This window comes from Pseudoalteromonas sp. SG41-1, assembly GCF_014164575.1.
GTDB lineage: Bacteria > Pseudomonadota > Gammaproteobacteria > Enterobacterales > Alteromonadaceae > Pseudoalteromonas > Pseudoalteromonas rhizosphaerae.
Genome location: NZ_JACJFL010000062.1, coordinates 1 through 20,385, shown reverse-complemented (window position 1 = coordinate 20,385; position 20,385 = coordinate 1). Strand labels below are relative to the sequence as shown.

General features: G+C 40.1%; 21 protein-coding genes. 14 read left to right on the top strand and 7 right to left on the bottom strand.

The genetic code is table 11. The annotated features are described in order from the left end of the window. Positions 1 to 108: 108 nt before the first annotated feature. The 4 genes from H5203_RS20765 to H5203_RS20750 all read left to right on the top strand — a co-directional run bounded on the left by H5203_RS20765 (position 109) and on the right by H5203_RS20750 (position 2,359). Positions 109 to 1,104, top strand: a complete 996-nt coding sequence (locus H5203_RS20765) for a fatty acid desaturase (protein WP_182820232.1) — start codon at positions 109 to 111, stop codon at positions 1,102 to 1,104. Positions 1,105 to 1,187: 83 nt separating this feature from the next. Continuing rightward, positions 1,188 to 1,565 carry a VOC family protein gene (locus H5203_RS20760; RefSeq protein WP_182820231.1) on the top strand — a complete coding sequence of 126 codons (378 nt, stop codon included), beginning with the start codon at positions 1,188 to 1,190 and terminating at the stop codon, positions 1,563 to 1,565. Positions 1,566 to 1,615: 50 nt separating this feature from the next. Further along, entirely contained in the window at positions 1,616 to 1,864 is a 249-nt protein-coding gene (locus tag H5203_RS20755) for a TIGR03643 family protein (RefSeq protein ID WP_145241233.1), read from the top strand. Positions 1,865 to 1,951: 87 nt separating this feature from the next. Then, the gene (locus H5203_RS20750) at positions 1,952 to 2,359 is read left to right on the top strand and encodes a GFA family protein (RefSeq protein WP_182718283.1); all 408 of its coding nucleotides are present in this window, start codon (positions 1,952 to 1,954) and stop codon (positions 2,357 to 2,359) included. A gap of 28 nt (positions 2,360 to 2,387) precedes the next feature. On the opposite strand, the gene H5203_RS20745 is transcribed toward H5203_RS20750, so the two are convergent. After that, positions 2,388 to 2,906 (bottom strand): carboxymuconolactone decarboxylase family protein, encoded by a 519-nt coding sequence (locus tag H5203_RS20745; RefSeq protein ID WP_182820230.1) that lies wholly within the window; start codon positions 2,904 to 2,906, stop codon positions 2,388 to 2,390. Positions 2,907 to 3,216: 310 nt separating this feature from the next. Here H5203_RS20745 and H5203_RS20740 point away from each other — a divergent pair, with 310 nt between their 5' ends. Then, positions 3,217 to 4,110, top strand: coding sequence for an AraC family transcriptional regulator (locus H5203_RS20740; protein ID WP_145241227.1), 894 nt, complete (start codon positions 3,217 to 3,219; stop codon positions 4,108 to 4,110). 8 nt (positions 4,111 to 4,118) lie between these two features. On the opposite strand, the gene H5203_RS20735 is transcribed toward H5203_RS20740, so the two are convergent. Beyond that, on the bottom strand, positions 4,119 to 5,321 hold the full coding sequence (locus H5203_RS20735) for an MFS transporter (RefSeq protein ID WP_259399560.1): 1,203 nt from the start codon (positions 5,319 to 5,321) through the stop codon (positions 4,119 to 4,121). Positions 5,322 to 5,539: 218 nt separating this feature from the next. On the opposite strand from H5203_RS20735, the gene H5203_RS20730 reads away from it, so the two are divergent. The 5 genes from H5203_RS20730 (at position 5,540) to H5203_RS20710 (ending at position 10,234) form a co-directional block, all read left to right on the top strand. Beyond that, the gene (locus H5203_RS20730) at positions 5,540 to 7,282 is read left to right on the top strand and encodes a VWA domain-containing protein (protein WP_259401987.1); all 1,743 of its coding nucleotides are present in this window, start codon (positions 5,540 to 5,542) and stop codon (positions 7,280 to 7,282) included. Positions 7,283 to 7,462: 180 nt separating this feature from the next. Continuing rightward, complete coding sequence (locus H5203_RS20725) at positions 7,463 to 8,044, top strand: sigma-70 family RNA polymerase sigma factor (protein WP_145241223.1); 582 nt, start codon at positions 7,463 to 7,465, stop codon at positions 8,042 to 8,044. Continuing rightward, positions 8,034 to 8,663, top strand: a complete 630-nt coding sequence (locus H5203_RS20720) for a hypothetical protein (protein WP_182820229.1) — start codon at positions 8,034 to 8,036, stop codon at positions 8,661 to 8,663. The genes H5203_RS20725 and H5203_RS20720 overlap by 11 nt, the downstream gene beginning before the upstream one ends. Before the next feature lie 87 nt (positions 8,664 to 8,750). Beyond that, positions 8,751 to 9,014: a helix-turn-helix domain-containing protein gene (locus tag H5203_RS20715; protein ID WP_145241219.1), complete on the top strand. Its 264-nt coding sequence runs from the start codon at positions 8,751 to 8,753 to the stop codon at positions 9,012 to 9,014. Next, complete coding sequence (locus H5203_RS20710; protein WP_145241217.1) at positions 9,014 to 10,234, top strand: type II toxin-antitoxin system HipA family toxin; 1,221 nt, start codon at positions 9,014 to 9,016, stop codon at positions 10,232 to 10,234. Before H5203_RS20715 ends, H5203_RS20710 begins: the two co-directional genes overlap by 1 nt. 25 nt (positions 10,235 to 10,259) lie before the next feature. Here H5203_RS20710 and H5203_RS20705 read toward each other — a convergent pair whose 3' ends face one another. The 3 genes from H5203_RS20705 to H5203_RS20695 form a co-directional block, all read right to left on the bottom strand. Continuing rightward, positions 10,260 to 12,314 carry a TonB-dependent receptor gene (locus H5203_RS20705; RefSeq protein ID WP_182820228.1) on the bottom strand — a complete coding sequence of 685 codons (2,055 nt, stop codon included), beginning with the start codon at positions 12,312 to 12,314 and terminating at the stop codon, positions 10,260 to 10,262. A gap of 65 nt (positions 12,315 to 12,379) precedes the next feature. Then, positions 12,380 to 13,237, bottom strand: a complete 858-nt coding sequence (gene rhlP / locus H5203_RS20700; RefSeq protein ID WP_182731815.1) for a rhombotarget lipoprotein — start codon at positions 13,235 to 13,237, stop codon at positions 12,380 to 12,382. A 69-nt stretch (positions 13,238 to 13,306) separates the two neighbouring features. Continuing rightward, positions 13,307 to 14,887 (bottom strand): ATP-binding cassette domain-containing protein, encoded by a 1,581-nt coding sequence (locus H5203_RS20695; RefSeq protein ID WP_182820227.1) that lies wholly within the window; start codon positions 14,885 to 14,887, stop codon positions 13,307 to 13,309. Positions 14,888 to 15,269: 382 nt separating this feature from the next. Here H5203_RS20695 and H5203_RS20690 point away from each other — a divergent pair, with 382 nt between their 5' ends. The 3 genes from H5203_RS20690 to H5203_RS20680 all read left to right on the top strand — a co-directional run bounded on the left by H5203_RS20690 (position 15,270) and on the right by H5203_RS20680 (position 17,210). Continuing rightward, positions 15,270 to 15,677, top strand: a complete 408-nt coding sequence (locus H5203_RS20690; RefSeq protein WP_182820226.1) for a hypothetical protein — start codon at positions 15,270 to 15,272, stop codon at positions 15,675 to 15,677. A 247-nt stretch (positions 15,678 to 15,924) separates the two neighbouring features. Further along, on the top strand, positions 15,925 to 16,107 hold the full coding sequence (locus H5203_RS23040; protein ID WP_259401986.1) for a hypothetical protein: 183 nt from the start codon (positions 15,925 to 15,927) through the stop codon (positions 16,105 to 16,107). A 14-nt stretch (positions 16,108 to 16,121) separates the two neighbouring features. Next, positions 16,122 to 17,210 (top strand): endonuclease/exonuclease/phosphatase family protein, encoded by a 1,089-nt coding sequence (locus H5203_RS20680; RefSeq protein ID WP_182820225.1) that lies wholly within the window; start codon positions 16,122 to 16,124, stop codon positions 17,208 to 17,210. Positions 17,211 to 17,297: 87 nt separating this feature from the next. On the opposite strand, the gene H5203_RS20675 is transcribed toward H5203_RS20680, so the two are convergent. After that, the gene (locus H5203_RS20675) at positions 17,298 to 18,674 is read right to left on the bottom strand and encodes an NAD-dependent succinate-semialdehyde dehydrogenase (protein ID WP_182759653.1); all 1,377 of its coding nucleotides are present in this window, start codon (positions 18,672 to 18,674) and stop codon (positions 17,298 to 17,300) included. 199 nt (positions 18,675 to 18,873) lie between these two features. Between H5203_RS20675 and H5203_RS20670 the strand changes: the two genes are divergently transcribed. Then, on the top strand, positions 18,874 to 19,905 hold the full coding sequence (locus tag H5203_RS20670; protein ID WP_182820224.1) for a nitronate monooxygenase family protein: 1,032 nt from the start codon (positions 18,874 to 18,876) through the stop codon (positions 19,903 to 19,905). A gap of 47 nt (positions 19,906 to 19,952) precedes the next feature. On the opposite strand, the gene H5203_RS20665 is transcribed toward H5203_RS20670, so the two are convergent. After that, positions 19,953 to 20,385, bottom strand: a 433-nt coding sequence (locus H5203_RS20665; protein WP_182820223.1) for an NUDIX hydrolase, incomplete at its 5' end; no start/stop codon positions are given.

Below are 20,385 nucleotides of genomic sequence, written 5' to 3'. Positions count from 1 at the left end.
CGTTGCTCGTTGCTCGTTGCTCGTTGCTCGTTGCTCGTTGCTCTCGCTCTAGCAGCTTTTTATTTATTCGGGTATCATCTGCGCAACTTTGATTATCAGTTGCTATTTATGACCACGTTAAGTGCCAAGGAAAATATTCAAGCCATTGTTAAGGCGATTAAAGCTGAAGAAGCTAAGCTTCGTCAAAAGCACCCGTTATTAGCCCATCAGAATACTATCGGGATGGCTATTTTATTATTATCACTCGGTGCGTTAATTGGCGTTGGTGCGCTTTATTACTTTGCTATTATTCCCGCGTGGTTATGTATTATTTTAGCTGCTATTGCTGCGTCAATTTCCCACGAGCTTGAACACGACCTGATCCATAAACAGTATTTTAGTAACCAGCCTTTTCTACATAACTTTATGATGCTAACAGTGTGGCTAATGCGCCCAAATACTATTAGCCCATGGTATCGCCGTAAAATGCATTTACATCATCATAAAGTGTCGGGTACTGAGCAAGACTTAGAAGAGCGCTTAGTGGGTAATGGCATTAAAAAGCCATTGTTACGGGCGTTGGTAATTGTTGATGGCTTACTCGGCTTGTTGATTAACGCTAAACGTTTTAGTAAGGAAATCAAAGGGTTTAGCTTTTTTAAGGTATTTAACGCAGGGTTTCCGGTTACCACAGCGTACTTTGCTATTTTATATAGCGTAATTGTGTTCCATTTAGTTGATTTATTTACCCCACTTGCGGCTAATTCGCCGGCGTTGTTGCTGGACATTATGGCGGTGTTTGAGTTTTTAATGGTGGTGTTGATTGTGCCTAATATTGTGCGTTCAAGTTCATTAAATTTTGTGACTTCATCAATGCATTACTATGGCGGCGTTAATAACATGCTGGAGCAAACGCATGTTTTAACGAGTCGCTTGTTCGCACCGTTTAACTTGTTTTGTTTTAACTTTGGCCATACCCATACGATCCACCATTTTGTGCCGAATCAACCGTTTTATTTACGCCAAATGATCAGCAAGAAAGTACTTGAGGTAATGAAAAAACACGGTGTTCGCTTTAACGATTTTGCTAGCATCAAACAAGCAAATCGCTATCAAGCTTCTTAATATCAAGATACAAATTACTAATTGACCTCAAGTTAAGTTAAGGTTTTAAAGTCGTTATCTAACTCAATATTTAGGTAACGACTATGAACCTTAATCAAATCACTTTACCTGTCTGTGACATCGAAAAAGCAAATCAATTTTACCTGGCCATGGGCTTTACACAAATTGTAAAAACGGATCATTACTCACGCTTTGAGTGCCCTAATAAAGCTACATTTTCTTTATTATTAACTGATGATGTGTTTAGTAATGGTGCGGTTATATATTTTGAAAGCGCAGAACTAGAAAAGTGGGTCGCCTCCTTAAAAGCTAAGGGCTTTGAGTTTGAATCAGCGATCACCGAGCAGCGTTATTTATGGCGAGAAGCGGTGTTAAAAGACCCATCAGGCAATAAAATTAAACTTTATTGGGCGGGGTGTAATCGGCTGAATCCACCATGGCGAGTTGAAATTACAGATTGATCGTATTCTTGCTATGTCGGGTATAAAGATATTTTGTAGAAGAGTCTGTTATGTTTGATAGTAGCCAAGTGTCTAGAATTATCGAGATGGCGTGGGAAGATCGCACGCCATTTGAAGCCATTGAAAACCTTTATGGTTTAAATCATTCCCAGTTAGTTAGTTTTATGCGCGACAATATCTCATCGGGTTCGTTTAAAGTCTGGCGCAAGCGCCATGCTGGCCGTACAACAAAACATTTAAAATTACGCAATCCCGCTATTATGCGCAGCCACTGTAAAACCCAGTATAAAAACCGTTAATGACCTAAACGTTTGTTGAAAATACAAGGGAAGTTGGCGTAAAGTGATACCACTTTAGTTAGTTAAAATTCTATGTAGGGATCTTAAATGCAAATTACCGGACGTTGTCATTGTGGGGAAGTTACTTACCATGCTGAAGTTGATGAAAATAAAGTAATAAATTGTCATTGTACTGATTGCCAAATTATCGCAAGTTCCCCATTTCGCACTGTGGTTATATCACATCCTAACGCGGTTACGTTTACTGCAGCTGCGCCGAAAGAATATATAAAAACAGCCGAAAGTGGTAATAAGCGTGCACAGGGATTTTGTGGTAATTGCGGCACCTCTTTGTATGCAACGTCAGTCGGTGATGGCGATAAAATTTATGGCCTACGTATTGGGGCTATTGAGCAGCGTGAGCAACTTATACCTAAAGCACAAATTTGGTGTCGTTCAAGCCCATCTTGGTTAAAAGAGCTAAACACTATAACTGGCTTTGATACTGTGCCTTAAGCGTCTAATTTCGTAATGTATATTACTATTATGCGCGCTCTAACAATTTTGCAAAAGATAAATTAGCGCGCATTGCTACGTTTATATCTGCTTTAATAGCCAGTGAATTGATCACGGCATTTATGTGTGCTGCTTCAAATTGCGAATCAAGACATGTAACTAAATGGGCTTGAAGCAGAGCTTGAAAATTATCGTCCACCGCCAATGCCCCCAGCTTTATTGCCAAGTAACAGTGATGAGAAAGCCTGCTTTGGGCGCTGTTTATTTTAGTCGTGGATAGGTGTTCAATTTCTTGCTCAACCAATGCTGTACGATTTGGCAGTCTTTGCAAACATATTTGTTTTAGCACGTTTAGGCTATTTAACGCCCGAGGGGCACCAATGTAGGTAACCATATAAGAAAATGCACTATTAAGCTCATCAATGGTATGTCCTTTATCTAAGGCTTCGTTCAACAAGTTTTTTAGACGATATAACTCCCCCATTGCTGCAAGTGCGGCAATAGCTGCAACAAACGGGTATTTTGTGTGGTTATTTACTTTAAGCATAATGTCTCTTTAAAAATTAAATTGTTAAAAAGCAAAAATATCGCAGTAGGTAAGCTTTACCTTAGGCTGCTTAATTTGCTGTTTAAAATAGTGCGTAGAGAAGTGAATTATTTGGGTTTTTATAGTGATAACCTGTCAGCGCATTAATATGCCTGAGCGAATATTTATTATTACTGATAATGGCTAAATGTGTTTGTTAAAACCAATGTGTTTTTTGCCTAAAACAACAGATCGTGATTGTTTTTAATATTTATGAGTGTGCTTAGTGCTAAGCTTTGATTAAAGTATGATGAGATCAAATTAAAACGCGATGACTAGTAAACAGACCTTAACCGAATCCGTGTTAGCAATTGCTACACACGATGGTATTTTTAACACTCAGATAGATGCGCTTAAATTAGTACGTCGCAGCAATGTGTCTGAGCCTATGCCATGTGTTTATGGGCTTGGTTTAGGCATAACTGTGCAAGGTGGCAAGCGTGTTACCTTGGGCGAAGATATTTATGATTATGCAGAAGGACAAACATTAGTTGCCTCTGTTGATGTGCCAGTTGTAAGCCATATTACTTCAGCGTCTATACAACGCCCTTTTTTAGGGTTGCACTTATGTATCGACAGTAAAGTTTTAGGTCAAGCAGTTGCTAATATGGATTTTTCATCTCAAGATTGTGTAGCTCGTCAATGCGCTATGTCGGTAGTCGATGCTGATGAGGGTCTTTTAGATGCTATAAATAGGCTGATTAAATTATTAAACGAGCCTAAGCTGCTTTTGCAACTAGCCCCTTTAATCCAAGAGGAGATTGTTTTTCGGTTATTACAAAGCCCACATAGTTATCAATTAAGGCAAATAGTAACCGCAGGATCCGCTAGTCAAAAAATAGCTAAAATTTTATATTGGTTAAAACAAAATTATAAAGATGATTTTTCGATAGTTGACTTAGCTGCTGAGGCGCATATGAGTGAATCAACGTTTCGCCAGCACTTTCGAGAAGTGACTAAACTCAGCCCTTTGCAATATATCAAGAATTTACGTTTACAAGAGGCGAGGCAATTAATGCTGAATCAGCGCCTTGATGCGAATACGGCTGCTTTGCAAGTGGGCTATGAAAGCGCCTCACAATTTAGCCGAGAGTACACCCGATTTTTCGGTCGTCCTCCTCTTAAAGATATAAATGCATTGCGTTTAAGCAATGCATTTATTTAGGCATGTAGTTAGGTATTGCTGTCACTTCTCATGGTGATATTACGTCCACCTAAATAACCAAATACGGCGCACAATGCACTCGCAAAAGCACATAACCATAAGGTGGTTGTCCAATTGCCAAAGTAGCTATGTAATGAGCCTGCGATAATCGGCCCAGAGGCGGCAAGTAAATAGCCCAAGCACTGTGCCATGCCTGAAAGTGATGTAGCCTGACGGGTGTCATGAGTACGTAAGCTAATAAACGATAAACCTAAAATAAAGCAGGCGCCTGAGCAAAATCCTAAGGTGACTGCCCACAAAGAGGCAAACTCAGGTAAATAGAGCAGCCCAAGTGAGCATGTTGCGGCTATTAGTGCTAACAAGCTGGTTAAAATACGTTGATCTTTAAGCTTTGCCAGCAGTGGTATTAAGATAATGCCAGGCACTGCAGACGCTACTTGAAAGGCACCTTGTAGCGCACCCGCATGCTGAGCTGTATGGCCACCTTCAAGCAAAATGCTCGGCAACCAACTAATCATAATATAGGTAAAAAATGAATTTAACCCCAGCAATAAGGTAATTTGCCACGCAAGCGCCTCGTGCCATACTTTGTTGGTGTTGACACTCGCCAGTAGATCTTTTGTTGGCTTAGTATGAAGTTTTAACTGTGGTAGCCAAATAACAATACTCACTAGGGTAAGTAAGCCATAACAAGCAAGGGCTAATTGCCAGCCGATACTTTTATATTCAGCCAGCGGAATAATAAGCGCGGCATAACTGCCACCAAAAATGCCCATTGCTAGTACGTAAGTAGAGGTCATCACTGCCACTTTATGTGGGAAGTCGCGTTTAATTAAGCTCGGTAACAGTACGTTACCAATTGCGATACCGATGCCAATGACTGCTGTACCTAAGTAAAGCATTGGCATAGAGTCAATTAGCCGCGAAGCCAAGCCCAAACCAATCAGAATAAGCGCAATAAACAGTGATATTTCTAAGCCTTGTTTTTTAGCAAGACTTGCCGCCATCGGGCTGGCTAAAGCAAAGGCAATTAACGGCAGTGTTGTGAGCATACCGGCTTGCGAAGGGCTTAAGTTAAAGGTCAAAATTATTTGCTCAAGCACAGGAGCAAGCCCTGTAACGGGGGCGCGTAAGTTAGCGGCAATAAAAATAATGCCTAAAATTAAAATCGCAGTGGAAAATAAAGTCCGTTTAATTGGAGTTGAATACAAAACTAAAGTCACCAAGTAGATGGCAGGTAGCGTAATTATACCCCAACGCAACTGACGTTGATATTAAATTGCCAGCTGATTACTCTTTAAATTTGAATAACTTATTCTTAACAATTCCTTGTTCAGCAGGGTATTTTAAAAATAATTAACCCCACTTTTTATAGTCATCCGTTAATAACCTTACTAATTACGAATTTAATAGATAACAAGGTGACTTTATGAATAACAAGATTACTAATGCCCAGCAGGTTAATTTACGTTTAACTATGTTGAGCCTTGCGGTGATAGTTAGCTTAACTGGCTGTGAGCAAAGTGCGCCACATGAGGTTGATAAACAACAAAGCCAAGTAAACAACGCGGCGCCAATTAATCAAACCGATGAGCAGCAATTGGAGCTGCAAGCTCAAAAAATACAGATGCAACATGCCGTAAGATATACGGCAATGCCACAAGGAATGATGCATGAAAGCGTTGCTATGCCGCGCTCTGAATTACAGCTACAGCCGATGCCACGGACTCCAATTGATGATGTAGTCGTAGTGTCAGAGCAAGATCGTGAAAATTATTTAAAATCCCAGCAAAACCCAGTAAAACAAGTTGGTACTGAACCGGTTTCAACCTTTTCAATTGATGTTGATACGGGCAGTTACAGCAATACTCGGCGTATGCTCAATATGGGGAAATTACCACCTAATGACGCAGTTCGTGAAGAAGCTTTTATTAATTATTTTGACTACGATTACAGTGCACCCAATAGCATAGCTACACCTTTTAATGTTCATACCGAGATGGCAACAGCTCCTTGGAATGAGCATCGGCAACTGTTAAAAATTGGCATTAAAGGTTTTGAGATTGAAAAAGCCGATTTAAAGGCAGCGAATTTAGTGTTTTTACTGGATGTATCTGGCTCTATGAATGCACCAAATAAGTTACCCTTATTAAAAACCAGTTTAACCATGTTAACTAAACAATTAGATGAAAATGATTCAGTTGCCATTGTCGTGTATGCCGGTGCCGCAGGCGTGGTTTTGCCAGCAACGAAAGGCAATGATCAACAAACTATCAGCGCCGCGTTAGATAAACTGGCAGCAGGCGGCTCAACTAATGGCGAGCAAGGTATTGAACTGGCTTATCAAATTGCGGCCGAAAATTTTAAAAAAGGAGGTATTAATCGGGTGATTTTAGCCACTGATGGCGACTTTAATGTGGGCACCCAATCAATCGATAAACTCAAAGAGCTGGTGGCATCTAAGCGCAAGACGGGGATTGCCTTAACTACTTTGGGATTTGGCCAAGGTAATTATAATGATGGCCTAATGGAGCAACTGGCAAATATAGGTAACGGCCAGCATGCTTACATAGATAACATAAACGAAGCACGCAAAGTACTGGTCGATGAACTCAGCAGTACCATGCAAATTATTGCCAAAGACGTGAAAATTCAAGTGGAATTCAATCCACAGCAGGTGGCTGAATATCGTTTAATTGGTTATCAAAATCGCGTACTCGCTAATGAAGATTTTAATAACGATAAGGTCGATGCCGCAGAGTTAGGGGCAGGGCATAGCGTGACTGCGCTGTATGAAATAACCTTAGCCAACGCAGCTCATAAACAAATTTATGAGCTGCGTTACCAATCTAAAGAAGACAAAAAACTGGCTACCAGCAATGAACTCGCCTTTGTAAAAGTGCGTTATAAACAGCCTGACGCTGAGCAAAGTAAGTTGATCACTCAAGCTGTTGCAACACCTAAAGGTGAGCTGCCTTTATCGCAAGCCAGCCAAGACTTTAAATTTGCCGCCGCAGTGGCTGGTTTTGCGCAGTTATTAAAAGGTGCAAAATATATCGGAGACTGGCAGTATGAAGATTGCGCTAAATTGGCAACCGCTAACAAAGGCATAGACACATTTGGCTATCGTAGTGAGTTTGTGCAACTCGTTAATAATGCTGCGGCACTGTGATACCAATCAACTTAAATATTTAGTCATTCTAGCGCGCTAAATAAAGCGCTAACTGTGTTATAAATTTCTCAAATAGAACAACTATATGTCAAAGTTTATGCCTTGTTATCACTCTATTTATATGTCGCTATAAATGACTAATAACTTAACACGATTGGTATGATTTAAGTAAAGGACGTTATGACAGAACTAGCTGATGAGCAATTAATGTTGAGTTATGGACAAGGTGATGTACAGGCTTTTACCCAGCTGTACCTACGCCATAAAAATAGCTTATATCGTTATTTTTTACGCCAGTGCGCAAACCCGCAAGTGGCTGAAGAGCTTTATCAAGAAGTCTGGAATAAGCTGATAAAAGCGCGCTCACAGTATCAAGTGAGCGCTAAGTTTACCACTTGGTTGTATCGTATTGCGCACAATGAATTGATTGATCATTACCGCCGCACTGGTACGCAAAACAAATGGCTAGACGGTGATAATCAAGACATTGAAATTGCCGAATTTGCTGATCATAACAGTCGACCAGATGCTGAAAAGCTCGAGCAGGCTCAGCAAGCAGCGCAGTTAAAAGTGTGCCTAGCACAATTGCCACGTGAGCAAAAAGAGGCGTTTTTACTTAAACACGAAGCTGATTTTACCCTCAAAGAAATTGCCGAACTAGCGGTAGAAACAACTGAAAATATCAAAAGCCGCATCCGTTACGCGCTAGCCAAGCTAAAGCAATGTATCAAGTATAAAATGGAGACTAACAATGAGCGATAAGTTAACCGATCATGATATTGCTTCACTTTATAAACGAGGTGCAACGGAGCAACCAAGCTTACAACTTGATGAGCAAATATTACAACATGCAGCTGAAGCCGCTAATGCTAACAAAGTAACCAATATTAATAAGCGCAAACGCTTTTACCAAACTTGGTATGGGCAATTATCTACTGCGGCATCACTGGTGTTAGTCGCGGTTTTATATATGCAAAATACTACTCAGTATCTTAAGCCGTCAGAGGCAATGAATGATCTACAAATTTTAGTCGATGAACAGACTGCGTTAGCACCTGCAGCCTCGTCTGAAATGATGCAAAGCGAAGTGCTAGAACAAAAGCAGCTAGAGCAATTAAAGCAAACTCAAAGGCTTCAACGCAGTACACAATCTTACACGGCAGGACGGCAATTTGAGTCGCAAAGCATGACCGCTAAAAGTGAAGTATTATTAGAGCTTGAAGTGATCACCGAAGACGTTGCGAATAAATTTAAGCGTATAGATACACTTATTGCTGATGGTGAAACAACCGCCGCTAAAGCTCAGCTTGCTGAGTTATTAGTAGCGCACCCAGAACTCAAGGTGCACTTAACTGAGCAGTATAAACAGCTATTACAGTAAAAGGTAATCTAGTTATGTTCGCTATATAGCTATATTTTTTGTTTTATACTACCATGTTCGCTATATGGCGAGTTTTTGGTGGCTGCGATGAATAGAATAGAAATAGGAAAAGCGCTTGCTCAGGCGCGAAAAGAAAAACAACTAACACAACGAGAAGTGCAAAAATTGACGAACATTAATAAAAGCACACTATCTGAAATTGAAAACGGTAAATTTACAGGATCATTGGATATCCTTGAGCGTTATACTCATTATTTAGATTATGAGCTAGCTGTAGTACCAAGAACTTTGTCTAAATCACGGTTACCTCGTTGGGATGAATTAAACGATCTTTTTAGTGAGGATAGCTAGTGACGGCTTTTAACCTACCTGAAAAAGTACAAAAGTTGACAGTGTGTATAGATGACAAAGAGCTGGGTGTGCTAACTCATGATGCAATACACGATTATAAGCAAACGCAAAATGAGTTTAATCTATCATTAACTATGACTGAAAAAGGCATGGATGATAGTTATCGATCTGGTGCATTGCATCCTATTTTTGCGCAAAATTTGCCTGAAGGGCATAACCGTAGATACATTGCACAAAGGCTTGCTCGTTACGCCAAAGTTAACGACATGTACTTATTAGCTTTGCAAGGAAGTGATGGTATTGGCATGTTATCTTACCAAGGTGACTTTAAATTACCGCAAGTTGATAGCGTGTCACTTAACGATATTCTTACGTATTCGCATGCACAGCCTTTATTTCCGCAGTTATTAGAAAAATACTATCTCAGGAATACCTTGTCAGGAATGCAACCCAAAGTAAGTATTCCAAGTGTTGAGCGAACAGTTCATCAAAAAGATCTGATCGTAAAATCATTTGATGAAGAGTTTGAGCTGCTTACTGTTAATGAATATGTGTGCATGCAAGCAGCTAAATATTGCGGTCTAGCACCGCCAAATACGTATTTATCTGATAACCTTGAAACATTTGTGATTGAACGCTTTGATCGTGGTGAAAGTGGCACTCAGTTGCTAGGTTATGAAGACTTTACAACTTTGATGAAGCGCTCTTCAGATCCCGATGAAAAATATCGGGGAAGTTACGAAACCCTACTGAAAGCAACCTATTTGTACACGAATAATATGCTCGAAGTTGAAAAAATGTATAAGTACATCGTTTTCAGTTGTTTAATTGGTAACGGTGACGCCCATCTTAAAAATTTTGCGCTGCAGTACACGCCAGATATGAGCAATATTTTTGTTTCTCCACCTTTTGATATTACTCATACATTAATTTATCCAACCATCAATAATAAAATGGCACTTAATATTTGTAAGAGCAAAGAGTTTCCAGACTGTGATCACTTAATTAAGCTGGCTAATCAAGGTCATATCGTAATTAGGAATGCGCAAGAGATTGTTGAATCGTTAGCTCAAGGGGTTATAGAGTATGTTTCAAGGTCACAAGAAGTCTTGCTCTTAAGTGGTTTAAAAGAGTCGATTTTAGCTGGAGTTGATAAAGTGATGACTGCAACTTACAACTCAAAATCATATCGCCATGATAAAAAGAAAAAGTTTGAGTAATAGCAGAAATCACTTAATTCAATATTTACCAAGCGTAACTTGCTGAGAACATTATATTACGTGGTCGCCCAGGAAAATAACGGTCGCCAGTAAAGCTGGTGTAATCGGCACGCTCTGCATAGGCGGTATCAAATAGATTGTTAATGCGCGCGGTTAGTTTCAATTGTTCAGTCAGTTGCCATGCTGCGCGTAAATTTAGTAAGTCATGGCCTGCGTAACTGTGTTGGTTTTCAGGATCGGTAAAATAGTCACTGACATGATGCCACTCAATAGCAATTAAGGTGTTATTGGTGACTTGCCAGTTAGCTTGTAGGTTGGCGATATTACGCGGTGCTGTGTCTATGTCGTTACCGTTAATGTTTACTTCAGATAAAACTTGGTCATAGTCGTATGTATGTATTGCATGGCTTGCTGCTAGGGCAAGTTGAATCGACTGAGTAAGTTGATAATCCAGCTCCAGTTCAATACCACGGTGCTGAGTTTGGCCATCATTAATGGTGAAAAAATTGCTGTCGCGAAAAATCACGTTTTGTTTATTCATCGTATACGCAGAGACTACATAGTGCAGTTGTTGATATTGCCCTTTGAGGCCCACTTCTAGATTGTCTGCTGTTTCAGATTCGAGATCAGCCACTTGTTGTTCGCGCTGTAGCTGATAAAGTTCAGCCGCTTGCGGCGCACGGTAACCGCGAGATAGGTTTGCATATAAATAATTATCAGCACTTAATTGATAACTCAAGCCAAGTTTAGGCGATGTATTGGTAAAGGTATTCTTACTACTTGGCGGGCGCGAGTAACGACAACCGCCAAATCCACATTCGCTGCCATTCTCGTCAGTGCGACCAGCCAGCATATTATTGGTGTAGTCGTAATCAAGCTGCTCAAAGCGTGCGCCTAAACTGATAGCGAGTTGCTGCCATTGCCAATCAAGGCTAATAAAAGGGGCGAGTAGGGTGCTGGTTACATCGTAATCGTAATGCTTACCTTGTGGCACAGTTGCTACTAAAAGTGCTGAACCTTGAGTTGGCTCGTCTTGATATTGCAAAAAATCTGCACGGGTGTATTCGCTGTCTAGCCCTAAATTAACAGTTAATTCGTTTGAATACGCATACTGCCAAAGTGATTGCACGCCAACGCCATTTTGGCTGTTTTCTTCAAGCGGTGTGCCCGGTAAAAAATGCTTAAAGAAGGTCATACTTTGATTGCGCACATACGGGGTAATGGTTAGCGTATCTTTTGCTGTTTGCCATTGTGTTTTTGACCAAAGCCGAAATGAGCGGGCTTTTCTAAATGCATCAGGATCAAAGTTTTGCTGGGCTATTCCATCGTTTTTATAGCTTTCAAAGCCTTCAATAAATCCGGCAGTTTTTTGATCTAAGTGGGTATAGCTCAATCCTGTTGTGACGGATAGATCATCACTTGTATAGCGATGGCGCAGATTGAGCTTTTCTTGGTCTACGCTTTCATCATCACGGTATCCGGTATCGCGAGTGATACTGGCATTGATACCAAATCCTTGATTGCCTAAATCTTTTCCGCTGCGCAGTTTGAATCGGTTGTAACCGTAAGAGCCTAAATCAACGCCGAGCAAATGTTCATCATAAGTGGTATCTGGGGTGATCACATTAATTACGCCATGCACAGCATTTGAGCCGTAAAGGGCAGAGCCTGGGCCTTTTAAAACTTCAATACGCTGCGCCATTTCGGTGTGCGCTTCAAACAATTCGTTAATATTGCAAAAGCCTGCCGCACGCAGGGGGATGCCATCTTCGGCTGTTAAAATACCGCCACAGGCGCCAGCGCCAGAAAGCACCGGAGAGCGCAGTGCGGGCAAATATTCTTGACCGTTACCATGTTGCACATTGGCACCTGCAACTTGCTTTAACACTTGCTCGATATGGGTCGGTGCGATTAAATCTAACTGTGCTTTAGTGATGCTGCTTATTACTAAAGGAAGAGGATCGGCGCGTACCTCAGCACGAGATGCTGTAGTGGTAATGCGTTCAATGTCGTTTTGCGCGGCGAAAGAATTAAAGGCTGTAGGTGTGATCAGCGCCAGAGATAATAATCGAGAAAGCATGAAAGCCCTTTATCTAAGATATTTCAAAAGGGCAGGATATAACCTTTTTTAGGAATTCTAAAGCTTTAGCGATAAACGCTTGTTAGTTTAATGTAGAGCTGTTTAGTTATTTGCTCGTGTTGTTTTAAAATTAACATAGCAGTTAGTAACATTAATAAGAAATATAAACTGCCACCACTGCTGCCGTCTTTATGATTAACATTGGCTATTTTGTCTTCTTTGACACGGGTTTTAAATGAACCAAGTTCAGCATCTAAGTTTGTGATCATGTCATCAACAGCTAAGCTAAAGCTGCCTTGCGACTGCTCGTTTAAGGTTTCATCAATACCGACGGCTGTACTGCGTTGCTCTACTTTGTTAATTCCCGGAGCTCGAAACAGCATTTTTCTACTTTTCACATCGAAAACAGCTGTATCAACAAAAGTTTGTACGGTGTTTTCGTTGCCAGGAATAACGTATAACCCCACAATTGTTAAATATAAGAATGCAGCATTATTTTCGAGAGTTTGTGATACTTGGTCATATGATACCAGCGCAATAATATCAACGTCATATAATCTAGATACTTGCTCAAGAGTGGTAAATCCTTGACCTCCTTTTAAATAACTACTAGGAATAACTTCAATACGGTCAATGTAGTCATATTGCATAAACTGTTTTTTTACTTTCTCAAGCAAGGCGATTTCGTCGTTACTGCGAATGCCAGAGTCATATTGGTTAGGAATAAATGCAATACCTACAGTGGCAGGTAAGTTGAGTGTTGGCACGCTTGGTTGATGGGCTTGGCGACTTTGTTCATCAGGGTATAGAAAATCCACCAAGCTACTTGAGCGCGTTTTTTGATTCGCATTTTGGCTGAGCATAGTGCTGCAGCCAGCTAACGAAGTAATTACAATCACCAAAACCAATTTTAGAGTTTTCATATTATTCCTTTTTATAATTAAGTGATCCGATGAGTTTGAACCTTGAACGATGAAAAAGTTCTCACTGTGCTATTTTAAGATAATGTTAGTTAGTACATTAGATTGCTTAATAAACTCCTCATCGTGGCTCACCAATATAAAGCTGCCAGTAAAATCAGCCAGATTTTGCGCAAGATATTGCTTGTTAGCCAAGTCTAAGTGGTTATCGGGTTCATCGAGTAACAATAAATAGTGCTGCGCATTTTGCGCCGCTATAAGCATGGCTAATTGCATTTTCTCGCCGCCGCTTAATTGACTAATTGGCCGATAAATATTCTCTCCCTTAAAGCCAATATTCGCAAGCAAATGGCGTACTGTTTGTTGTTTTAGCTGACAGTGTTTTTCTAATGCATTGCATAAAGTGTCTGTTGCTCCTAAAAAAGAGCTGTGTTGATCGATATAAAGCACTTTACTATTTAATTGAAGCGCTGTTGATACTGGTGAATTTGCCGAGTCATTAATCATCCGGAGTAATGTTGACTTACCGCTGCCATTGGCTCCTTTTAGGTGTAACTTATCACCACTAAAAATTTGCAGGGTGATTGCTTTATTAGCGCTTGAAAATGGCAAAGTAAGTTTTTCAATAAATAGTAGGCGTTTATTGCTAGTCGGTTGCGTAAACTTTACTGTTTTAGCTTTACTATTTGGTAACTGCTGTTGAAGTGTTTGGCGTTTTTCGGTTAGGGCTTTGCGTTTGGCTGAGGCTAGCCGCTCAGAAGCGCCTTTACTTGCTTGGGCACTGTTTTTCTTAAAGTCTAACATCACTTTTGGTTGGCTGGTGGTGTTACGTTTTTTATTACCTTGTGCTGCTCTTTGTTGGGCTTTTTCACGATTAAGCTGGGTTTGCTGAAGGTGTTTTTGTCGCTCCTTGTCAAGATTATTAATTTGCTTTGTAAGCGCAGTTTGTTGCCGTGTTTTTTGCTCATTAAAATGCTGATAGTTACCCGTTTCATAATGAACACCTTGGCTGCTGAGCTCAATAATAGCATCGCATTGATTAAGTAATTGGCGGTCATGACTTACTACAATTACTTGCCCTTTAAACGCATGTAATTGGTCAATTAGCCATTGCTTTGCTGATTGGTCTAAATGGTTACTTGGCTCATCTAAAATCAGTAAATCAGGCTTTGTTTGCAACGCGCAAAATAGCATTAAACGCCGCTGTTGACCGCCGCTTAAATGCTTAATTGGCTGGTTTAATGAGGTATCAATAGCAAGGGCTAAAAGTTGTTGTTTGTAATATTGCTCGCATAACCAATCATCATTGATTAGGTTAAAGTCAGCTTCATGGCAGCTTCCTTGTTCAATACGATTAAGGGCGGCTAACTTTTTATCAACTCCTAATAGTTGTGCAATTGTGGATGACGATGTTTGAAGGTGCTGCTCACTTAATTGTTGTTGTGAAATAAGCACGCGAGTACCACTAAATTCAACATGTCCCGTACTAGGTTGTTGTTGGTTTGCCAATATACTCAACAATATTGATTTACCGCTGCCATTAGCACCAATGATCGCGGTGAGCTTTTCATTTATTGAAAAACTAAGTTGTTTAAATTGAGTTTGGCCATCAGGGTGTTGATAGCTTAAATTGTGGATGTGTAATGTATGCATAATGCCTCTGGAGTGTTCAGGGCATGGCGCGCAAAGCAATTAAAATTAACTAGGTATCGTTAAGTCGATAGCAAGATATATGACGAATTTTGCGCCCACTAACCCTGTAAATTCAAAAAATAAAACGAATTTCAACAGGTGTTAGTTATTCATTAATGCGCAAACTCCAGTAAGGTCAGTGAGTTAATAATATACGAATATGTTGTGAGCTGTCAGCCAGTTTTTATTATTTATTCTCTTTAATATAGCTAACTAATTGTTTGTTAAAACACAAAACTGTAAGCACTCACTACCTTTACAAAGTTTACAATTCATTTCATCTTTCATTCAGGCTGACTTGTTAGGCTTTAATTATTCACACAGATTATGCTAGGAAGTAGCTATGAATAAATTAATCCCCCTGTCTTTGGCTGTACTTGGTTTGAGCCTATTACCGTTTGCAGTAAATGCTAAGCACGAGCGCGAACATGATCGTTATGAACATCGCCATGAGCATAAAAAGCACAGTAAAAAGTACCATAAAAAATATTATAAAAAACACCATAAGTCAGCAGATTATAAAAAGTTGCCGCCGGGTTTATACAAGAAAGTAGGCTACGGGCATGGCTTACCGCCGGGTTGGTATAAAAAATATCATCGCGGCGATCGCCTTGATAGAGATATTTACCGCCATGGTCGAGTTGTTGAGCGTCATGACCGAAAGGGGATAATTTTACTGGAAGTTGATGATCAGCTAATTCATTTAGTGCATGACACTCGAGAGATTCTCTCTATTGTTACTCGTCACTAAATTTTTACCAAGTCACAACTTGATGTAGGGTTATTTAATTTACTTCATAACGAGTTCATGAATTATTGCTATTCTTTAAATGAACTAAATAGGGAGTAAAATATGAAAGCACTTCTATCTACTGCTTGGCTTAGTACTTTGCAGCGGCGCAGCTTTTGCAAAAAATGATAACCATGACAAAGACAAAAATAAAGGTAAAGGGAGTTTACCGCCAGGATTACAAAAAAAAGTTGATAATGGTGGTCAATTGCCTCCTGGTTGGCAAAAAAAGTACCACAAAGGTGACATATTAGATTACGATATCTATCGCCATGGTCGAGTAGTAAAACCGATAGACCGTGATGGTCGTATTACGATTGAAATAGACGATACCATCATTCATATGGTGCATGATACTCGCGAAATTTTGTCAATTTTAAGTCGTTATTAATAAAGGATTATTGAATGCTAATTGTGCAGGTAAGTATATTAAGTGTGTTATTAGTTGTGACACTTTTACCTATGTCTTTCAGCCAGCATTATTTAATTCGTAGTTGCGACTTTGTTCGTTTACAGGTTTTTTATCTTGCATTGGCTGGGTTGCTTTTAGGTGTTTATTTTGCATTAAGTGGACTATCGCCTTTGGTTGTATCGTCGCTAATCATGGCAACTGTAATTTTGCTTATTCAAGGTAAATGGATATATCCTTATACTTGGCTTGCTAAAAAAGAAGTGGCGCAAAGTCCCGCAGGCAGTGGGCATAGTATTCGTATTATGTCGGCTAATGTGTTGATGTCGAACACTCGCTACCAAGACTTAATAGATTTAGTCCATGAACACCAGCCAGATTTACTTATTACGCTTGAGTCAGATACTAAATGGCAACAGCAACTTGCAGCCATTGAAGAAGATTATCCATACAAAATATTTTGCGCGAAAGATAATCGCTACGGCATGCATTTATACAGTAAATATAAGATAAAAAAACAACAAGTATGTGAGCTTGTAGAAAACGATATTCCCTCAATTCACGTTCTATTTGAGACTGTAGAAGGTCTTGAAGTACAAGGTCATTTTATTCATCCTGCTCCTCCAAGTCCTACTGAAGAAGATACCTCTAGGCCACGAGATACCGAACTTATTTTGCTTGCTAAGGCTTTAAAGAACAACAAACGTCCAACAATTGTTGCTGGCGATTTAAATGACGTTGCTTGGTCAAGAAGTACCCGTTTATTTATGGAAATCAGTGACTTTTTAGATCCACGCAAAGGCCGAGGTTTTTTTAATACCTTTCATGCTGGGTATTTCTTTATGCGCTGGCCGCTTGACCACTTATTCCATAGCCATGGCTTTACTGTTAAACGTATAAAAAGGCTAGAAAAATATGGCTCGGATCATTTTGCTCTTTTAACTGAGTTAGTGCATAAGCCTGATAATAGTAACCAGCAACTAGATGACGACATGGATATTCAAAAGGCGGTTAATGAATTGCAAATGGAGAATACTTCTAGCCGAGAAGTGCCTACCTTTAATGATGAAGTAAGTAAAATATAGCGAATAACCGTTATTGTACACTTAACTTATTTAGTCATAAAAAAAGGGCTAATTAAGGCCCTTTAGAGTATTTTTTATTGAGAGTTATTAGCTATTGATCATAATGGTTTTGATGTTAACAAATTCACGAATGCCAAAGCCGCCATGCTCACGACCATAACCACTGTCTTTAACACCACCAAATGGTAAGTTTGGCTGGGCCAGCCCATAACCATTTATGTTAACCATACCGGTATCAAAATGCTTTTTAGCAAGCTCAATGGCTTTCTTTTCATCTTTAGAAAAAATACCGCCGCCCAAGCCATAACGTGAGTCATTAGCGATACGCATTGCATCTCCATTATTCTTAGCTTTGATAAGTGAAGCGACCGGGCCAAATAGTTCATCGTCGTAGGCCGGCATGCCGGGAGAGAGGTTCTCAAGTAATGTGGCTGGATAGAAATAACCCGTTTGCTTAGGTATTTCGCCACCAGTCACAATAGACGCACCAGCCTCAACTGATTGCATTACTTGTTTATGAATTTTGTCTCTTAAATCCTCGCGTGCCATTGGACCAAGATCGGTGTTTTCATCCATAGGATCGCCAACTATTAAGGCGTTAAATTGCTCTGTTATGCCTTTTTTAAACTCATCGTATAAGGCTTCTACTACCACAAAACGTTTTGCTGATACGCAGGTTTGCCCGTTATTAATCATCCGCCCTTGCACACAGGTTTTAATCGCAAGCTCTAAATCTGCATCATCAAGCACTAAATAGGCATCGTTACTGCCAAGTTCTAATACGGTTTTTTTAACGTGTTTACCAGCGTGTTCAGCTACTTTTTTACCAGTGCCATCACTGCCTGTGAATGTCACTCCACGAATTGCGCTGTGGCTTATTAGCTCGCTGGCAGTTTTGCCATCGATTAATAAGTTTTTAAACACATGGCTTGGAAAGCCTGCTTCAATAAACAATGCTTCGATTTTTTCAGCCATACCAAACACGTTACTAGCGTGTTTTAGTACAGTGGTATTGCCTGCCATGATATTAGTAACGGCATAACGTACAACTTGATATAGCGGAAAGTTCCAAGGTTGAATGCCTAATAAAACGCCTGTTGGCTGGTAGCTAATAACGGCGTGACCATTTTCCATTGGGCGTTCTTCATCAGCCAATTGAACTTGACCGTGCTCGGCGGTGTAGCGGCAAATTGCTGCGCAGAGCTTGACCTCTTGCAAACCTTGCTGATACAACTTACCCATTTCATTAGTCATAAGTGTGGCTAATGATTTTTTGTGTTGTTCAAACAGATAGGCTAGCTGGTTTAAATACTTGGCACGATCAGTGAGTGAAATATGACGCCAATCTAAGAAAGCCTCATGACTTTTATCTATCTCGGTTTTTGCTTGTGCTAAAGTAAGCAGCGTATATTCTGCAATGGGTTGTTCAGTACTTGGATTGATCGTTGTTACTGTATTAGTCATCATAATCTCCTTACGAATAGTATGTAGGGAGTGTGCAAAGCTAACACCAACTATGTGTTAATTTGTTTTATATTTTTAATGTGCTGTAATTATTGGTTTTTTTATAATTTTTGATTCATTCTATTATTATTTTTAGTGATCATTTAGTTTTATGTCGGTAAAAAGTGCAGGCGACTGAAAAAGTTACAAGGAGTATGTTGTGGCGTTATCTTTTTTTAATACGCATTTAGCGCTTATTCAAGCGCCGATGGCGGGTGTGCAAGATTTTCGTTTAGCTGCTGCGGTGAGTAACGCAGGTGGTTTAGGATCATTACCCTGTGCAATGCTCTCAAAACAACAGTTAGTGAGCGAGCTTGATAAACTGACTCAAGCGACAAGTAATCCCTATAACCTTAACTTTTTTTGTCATACGGTCGGTGATTACACCAGCCAACAAAAGCAGCAATGGCATAATTTGCTAGCGCCTTATTTTGATGAGTATGGTATTGATGCTGAAAGCTTAACTGCAGGGGCTTCTCGTCAACCTATTAGTCAATCGGTTGTTGATATTATTGCCCCTTATAAACCCGCAGTGGTGAGTTTTCATTTTGGTTTACCTGAGCAAACGATTATGGCGCAAATCAAAAGCTGGGGCACTAAAGTGATTTCAACCGCTACCACTTTAGATGAAGCTATTTGGCTGAGTGAAAATGGCGCTGATGCTATTATTGCGCAGGGTTTAGAAGCAGGAGGCCATCGAGGGCATTTTTTATCAATGGATTTAAGTCTGCAGCAATCAACTGTGCAATTAGTTCAAAACTGTGTGGCACGTCTTTCTTTGCCTATTGTTGCCGCAGGCGGTATTGCAACCGCTGATGATGTAGAGCAAATGCAAGCTTTAGGTGCAGCCGCTGTGCAAGTCGGGAGTGCTTACTTATTATGTCGCGAGGCACAAACCTCAGCGCTTCATAAGCAAGCAATTTTAAATCAGAAAACGGATAATACTGCGCTTACTACGTTATTTTCTGGTCGGGCGGCACGAGGCATTCAAAATCGTGTAATGAATGAGTTAGGCGCTTTGGCTATAGGTGTGCCTGAATTCCCTCATGCCAGTACCGCGATAACGGCACTTAGAGCAAGCGCTGAAAAAGCAGGGCGCGATGATTTTTCACCACTTTGGTGTGGCCAAAAGCATGTGCCTCGTGTTGATATGTCGGCGGTAGAGATCACTCATTTACTTATGAAAAAGTGATTGGTTTAAATGAGTCAAAGCCCTAACTTATTACTGGGTGATAGTTATCAATAATTAGTAATATGTTTGGCAATCTCTTTTAGTAAATAGGTTTCGCGCAGGATTGATTGGCCTTGTTTATCACTGGTTGCCAGCGTTCGCTCATTATGAGCAATGGCATCATGAATGTTAACCCATTTAGCAACCATGCCATTTTGTTGCTCATAATGCTCTAGTTGGGCTTGCCCTAATTGCGTATCAAGACTACAAAAATAGCAATAAGACTTTATATGGATCACTGCAAAATCGTCTTTATACCAAGGGCGGTATTCTTCATAAAGCCCAAATTCACCGAGTACTTTGATGTTTTGTGCGCCAGTTTCTTCTTGTAGCTCGCGGATTAATCCTTGCTCTATGCTTTCACCTTCATCAATGCCGCCGCCAGGCAAGCTGAAATCTTCATAGCGGGCAGTGTACATTAATAAAATATCAGTGCCTTTT

Coding starts and splice junctions, on each gene's coding strand:
- H5203_RS20765 (WP_182820232.1), top strand. CDS start 109: ATGACCACGTTAAGTGCCAAGGAAAATATTCAAGCCATTGTTAAGGCG.
- H5203_RS20760 (WP_182820231.1), top strand. CDS start 1,188: ATGAACCTTAATCAAATCACTTTACCTGTCTGTGACATCGAAAAAGCA.
- H5203_RS20755 (WP_145241233.1), top strand. CDS start 1,616: ATGTTTGATAGTAGCCAAGTGTCTAGAATTATCGAGATGGCGTGGGAA.
- H5203_RS20750 (WP_182718283.1), top strand. CDS start 1,952: ATGCAAATTACCGGACGTTGTCATTGTGGGGAAGTTACTTACCATGCT.
- H5203_RS20745 (WP_182820230.1), bottom strand. CDS start 2,906: ATGCTTAAAGTAAATAACCACACAAAATACCCGTTTGTTGCAGCTATT.
- H5203_RS20740 (WP_145241227.1), top strand. CDS start 3,217: ATGACTAGTAAACAGACCTTAACCGAATCCGTGTTAGCAATTGCTACA.
- H5203_RS20730 (WP_259401987.1), top strand. CDS start 5,540: ATGAATAACAAGATTACTAATGCCCAGCAGGTTAATTTACGTTTAACT.
- H5203_RS20725 (WP_145241223.1), top strand. CDS start 7,463: ATGACAGAACTAGCTGATGAGCAATTAATGTTGAGTTATGGACAAGGT.
- H5203_RS20720 (WP_182820229.1), top strand. CDS start 8,034: ATGAGCGATAAGTTAACCGATCATGATATTGCTTCACTTTATAAACGA.
- H5203_RS20715 (WP_145241219.1), top strand. CDS start 8,751: ATGAATAGAATAGAAATAGGAAAAGCGCTTGCTCAGGCGCGAAAAGAA.
- H5203_RS20705 (WP_182820228.1), bottom strand. CDS start 12,314: ATGCTTTCTCGATTATTATCTCTGGCGCTGATCACACCTACAGCCTTT.
- rhlP (WP_182731815.1), bottom strand. CDS start 13,237: ATGAAAACTCTAAAATTGGTTTTGGTGATTGTAATTACTTCGTTAGCT.
- H5203_RS20695 (WP_182820227.1), bottom strand. CDS start 14,887: ATGCATACATTACACATCCACAATTTAAGCTATCAACACCCTGATGGC.
- H5203_RS20690 (WP_182820226.1), top strand. CDS start 15,270: ATGAATAAATTAATCCCCCTGTCTTTGGCTGTACTTGGTTTGAGCCTA.
- H5203_RS20680 (WP_182820225.1), top strand. CDS start 16,122: ATGCTAATTGTGCAGGTAAGTATATTAAGTGTGTTATTAGTTGTGACA.
- H5203_RS20675 (WP_182759653.1), bottom strand. CDS start 18,674: ATGACTAATACAGTAACAACGATCAATCCAAGTACTGAACAACCCATT.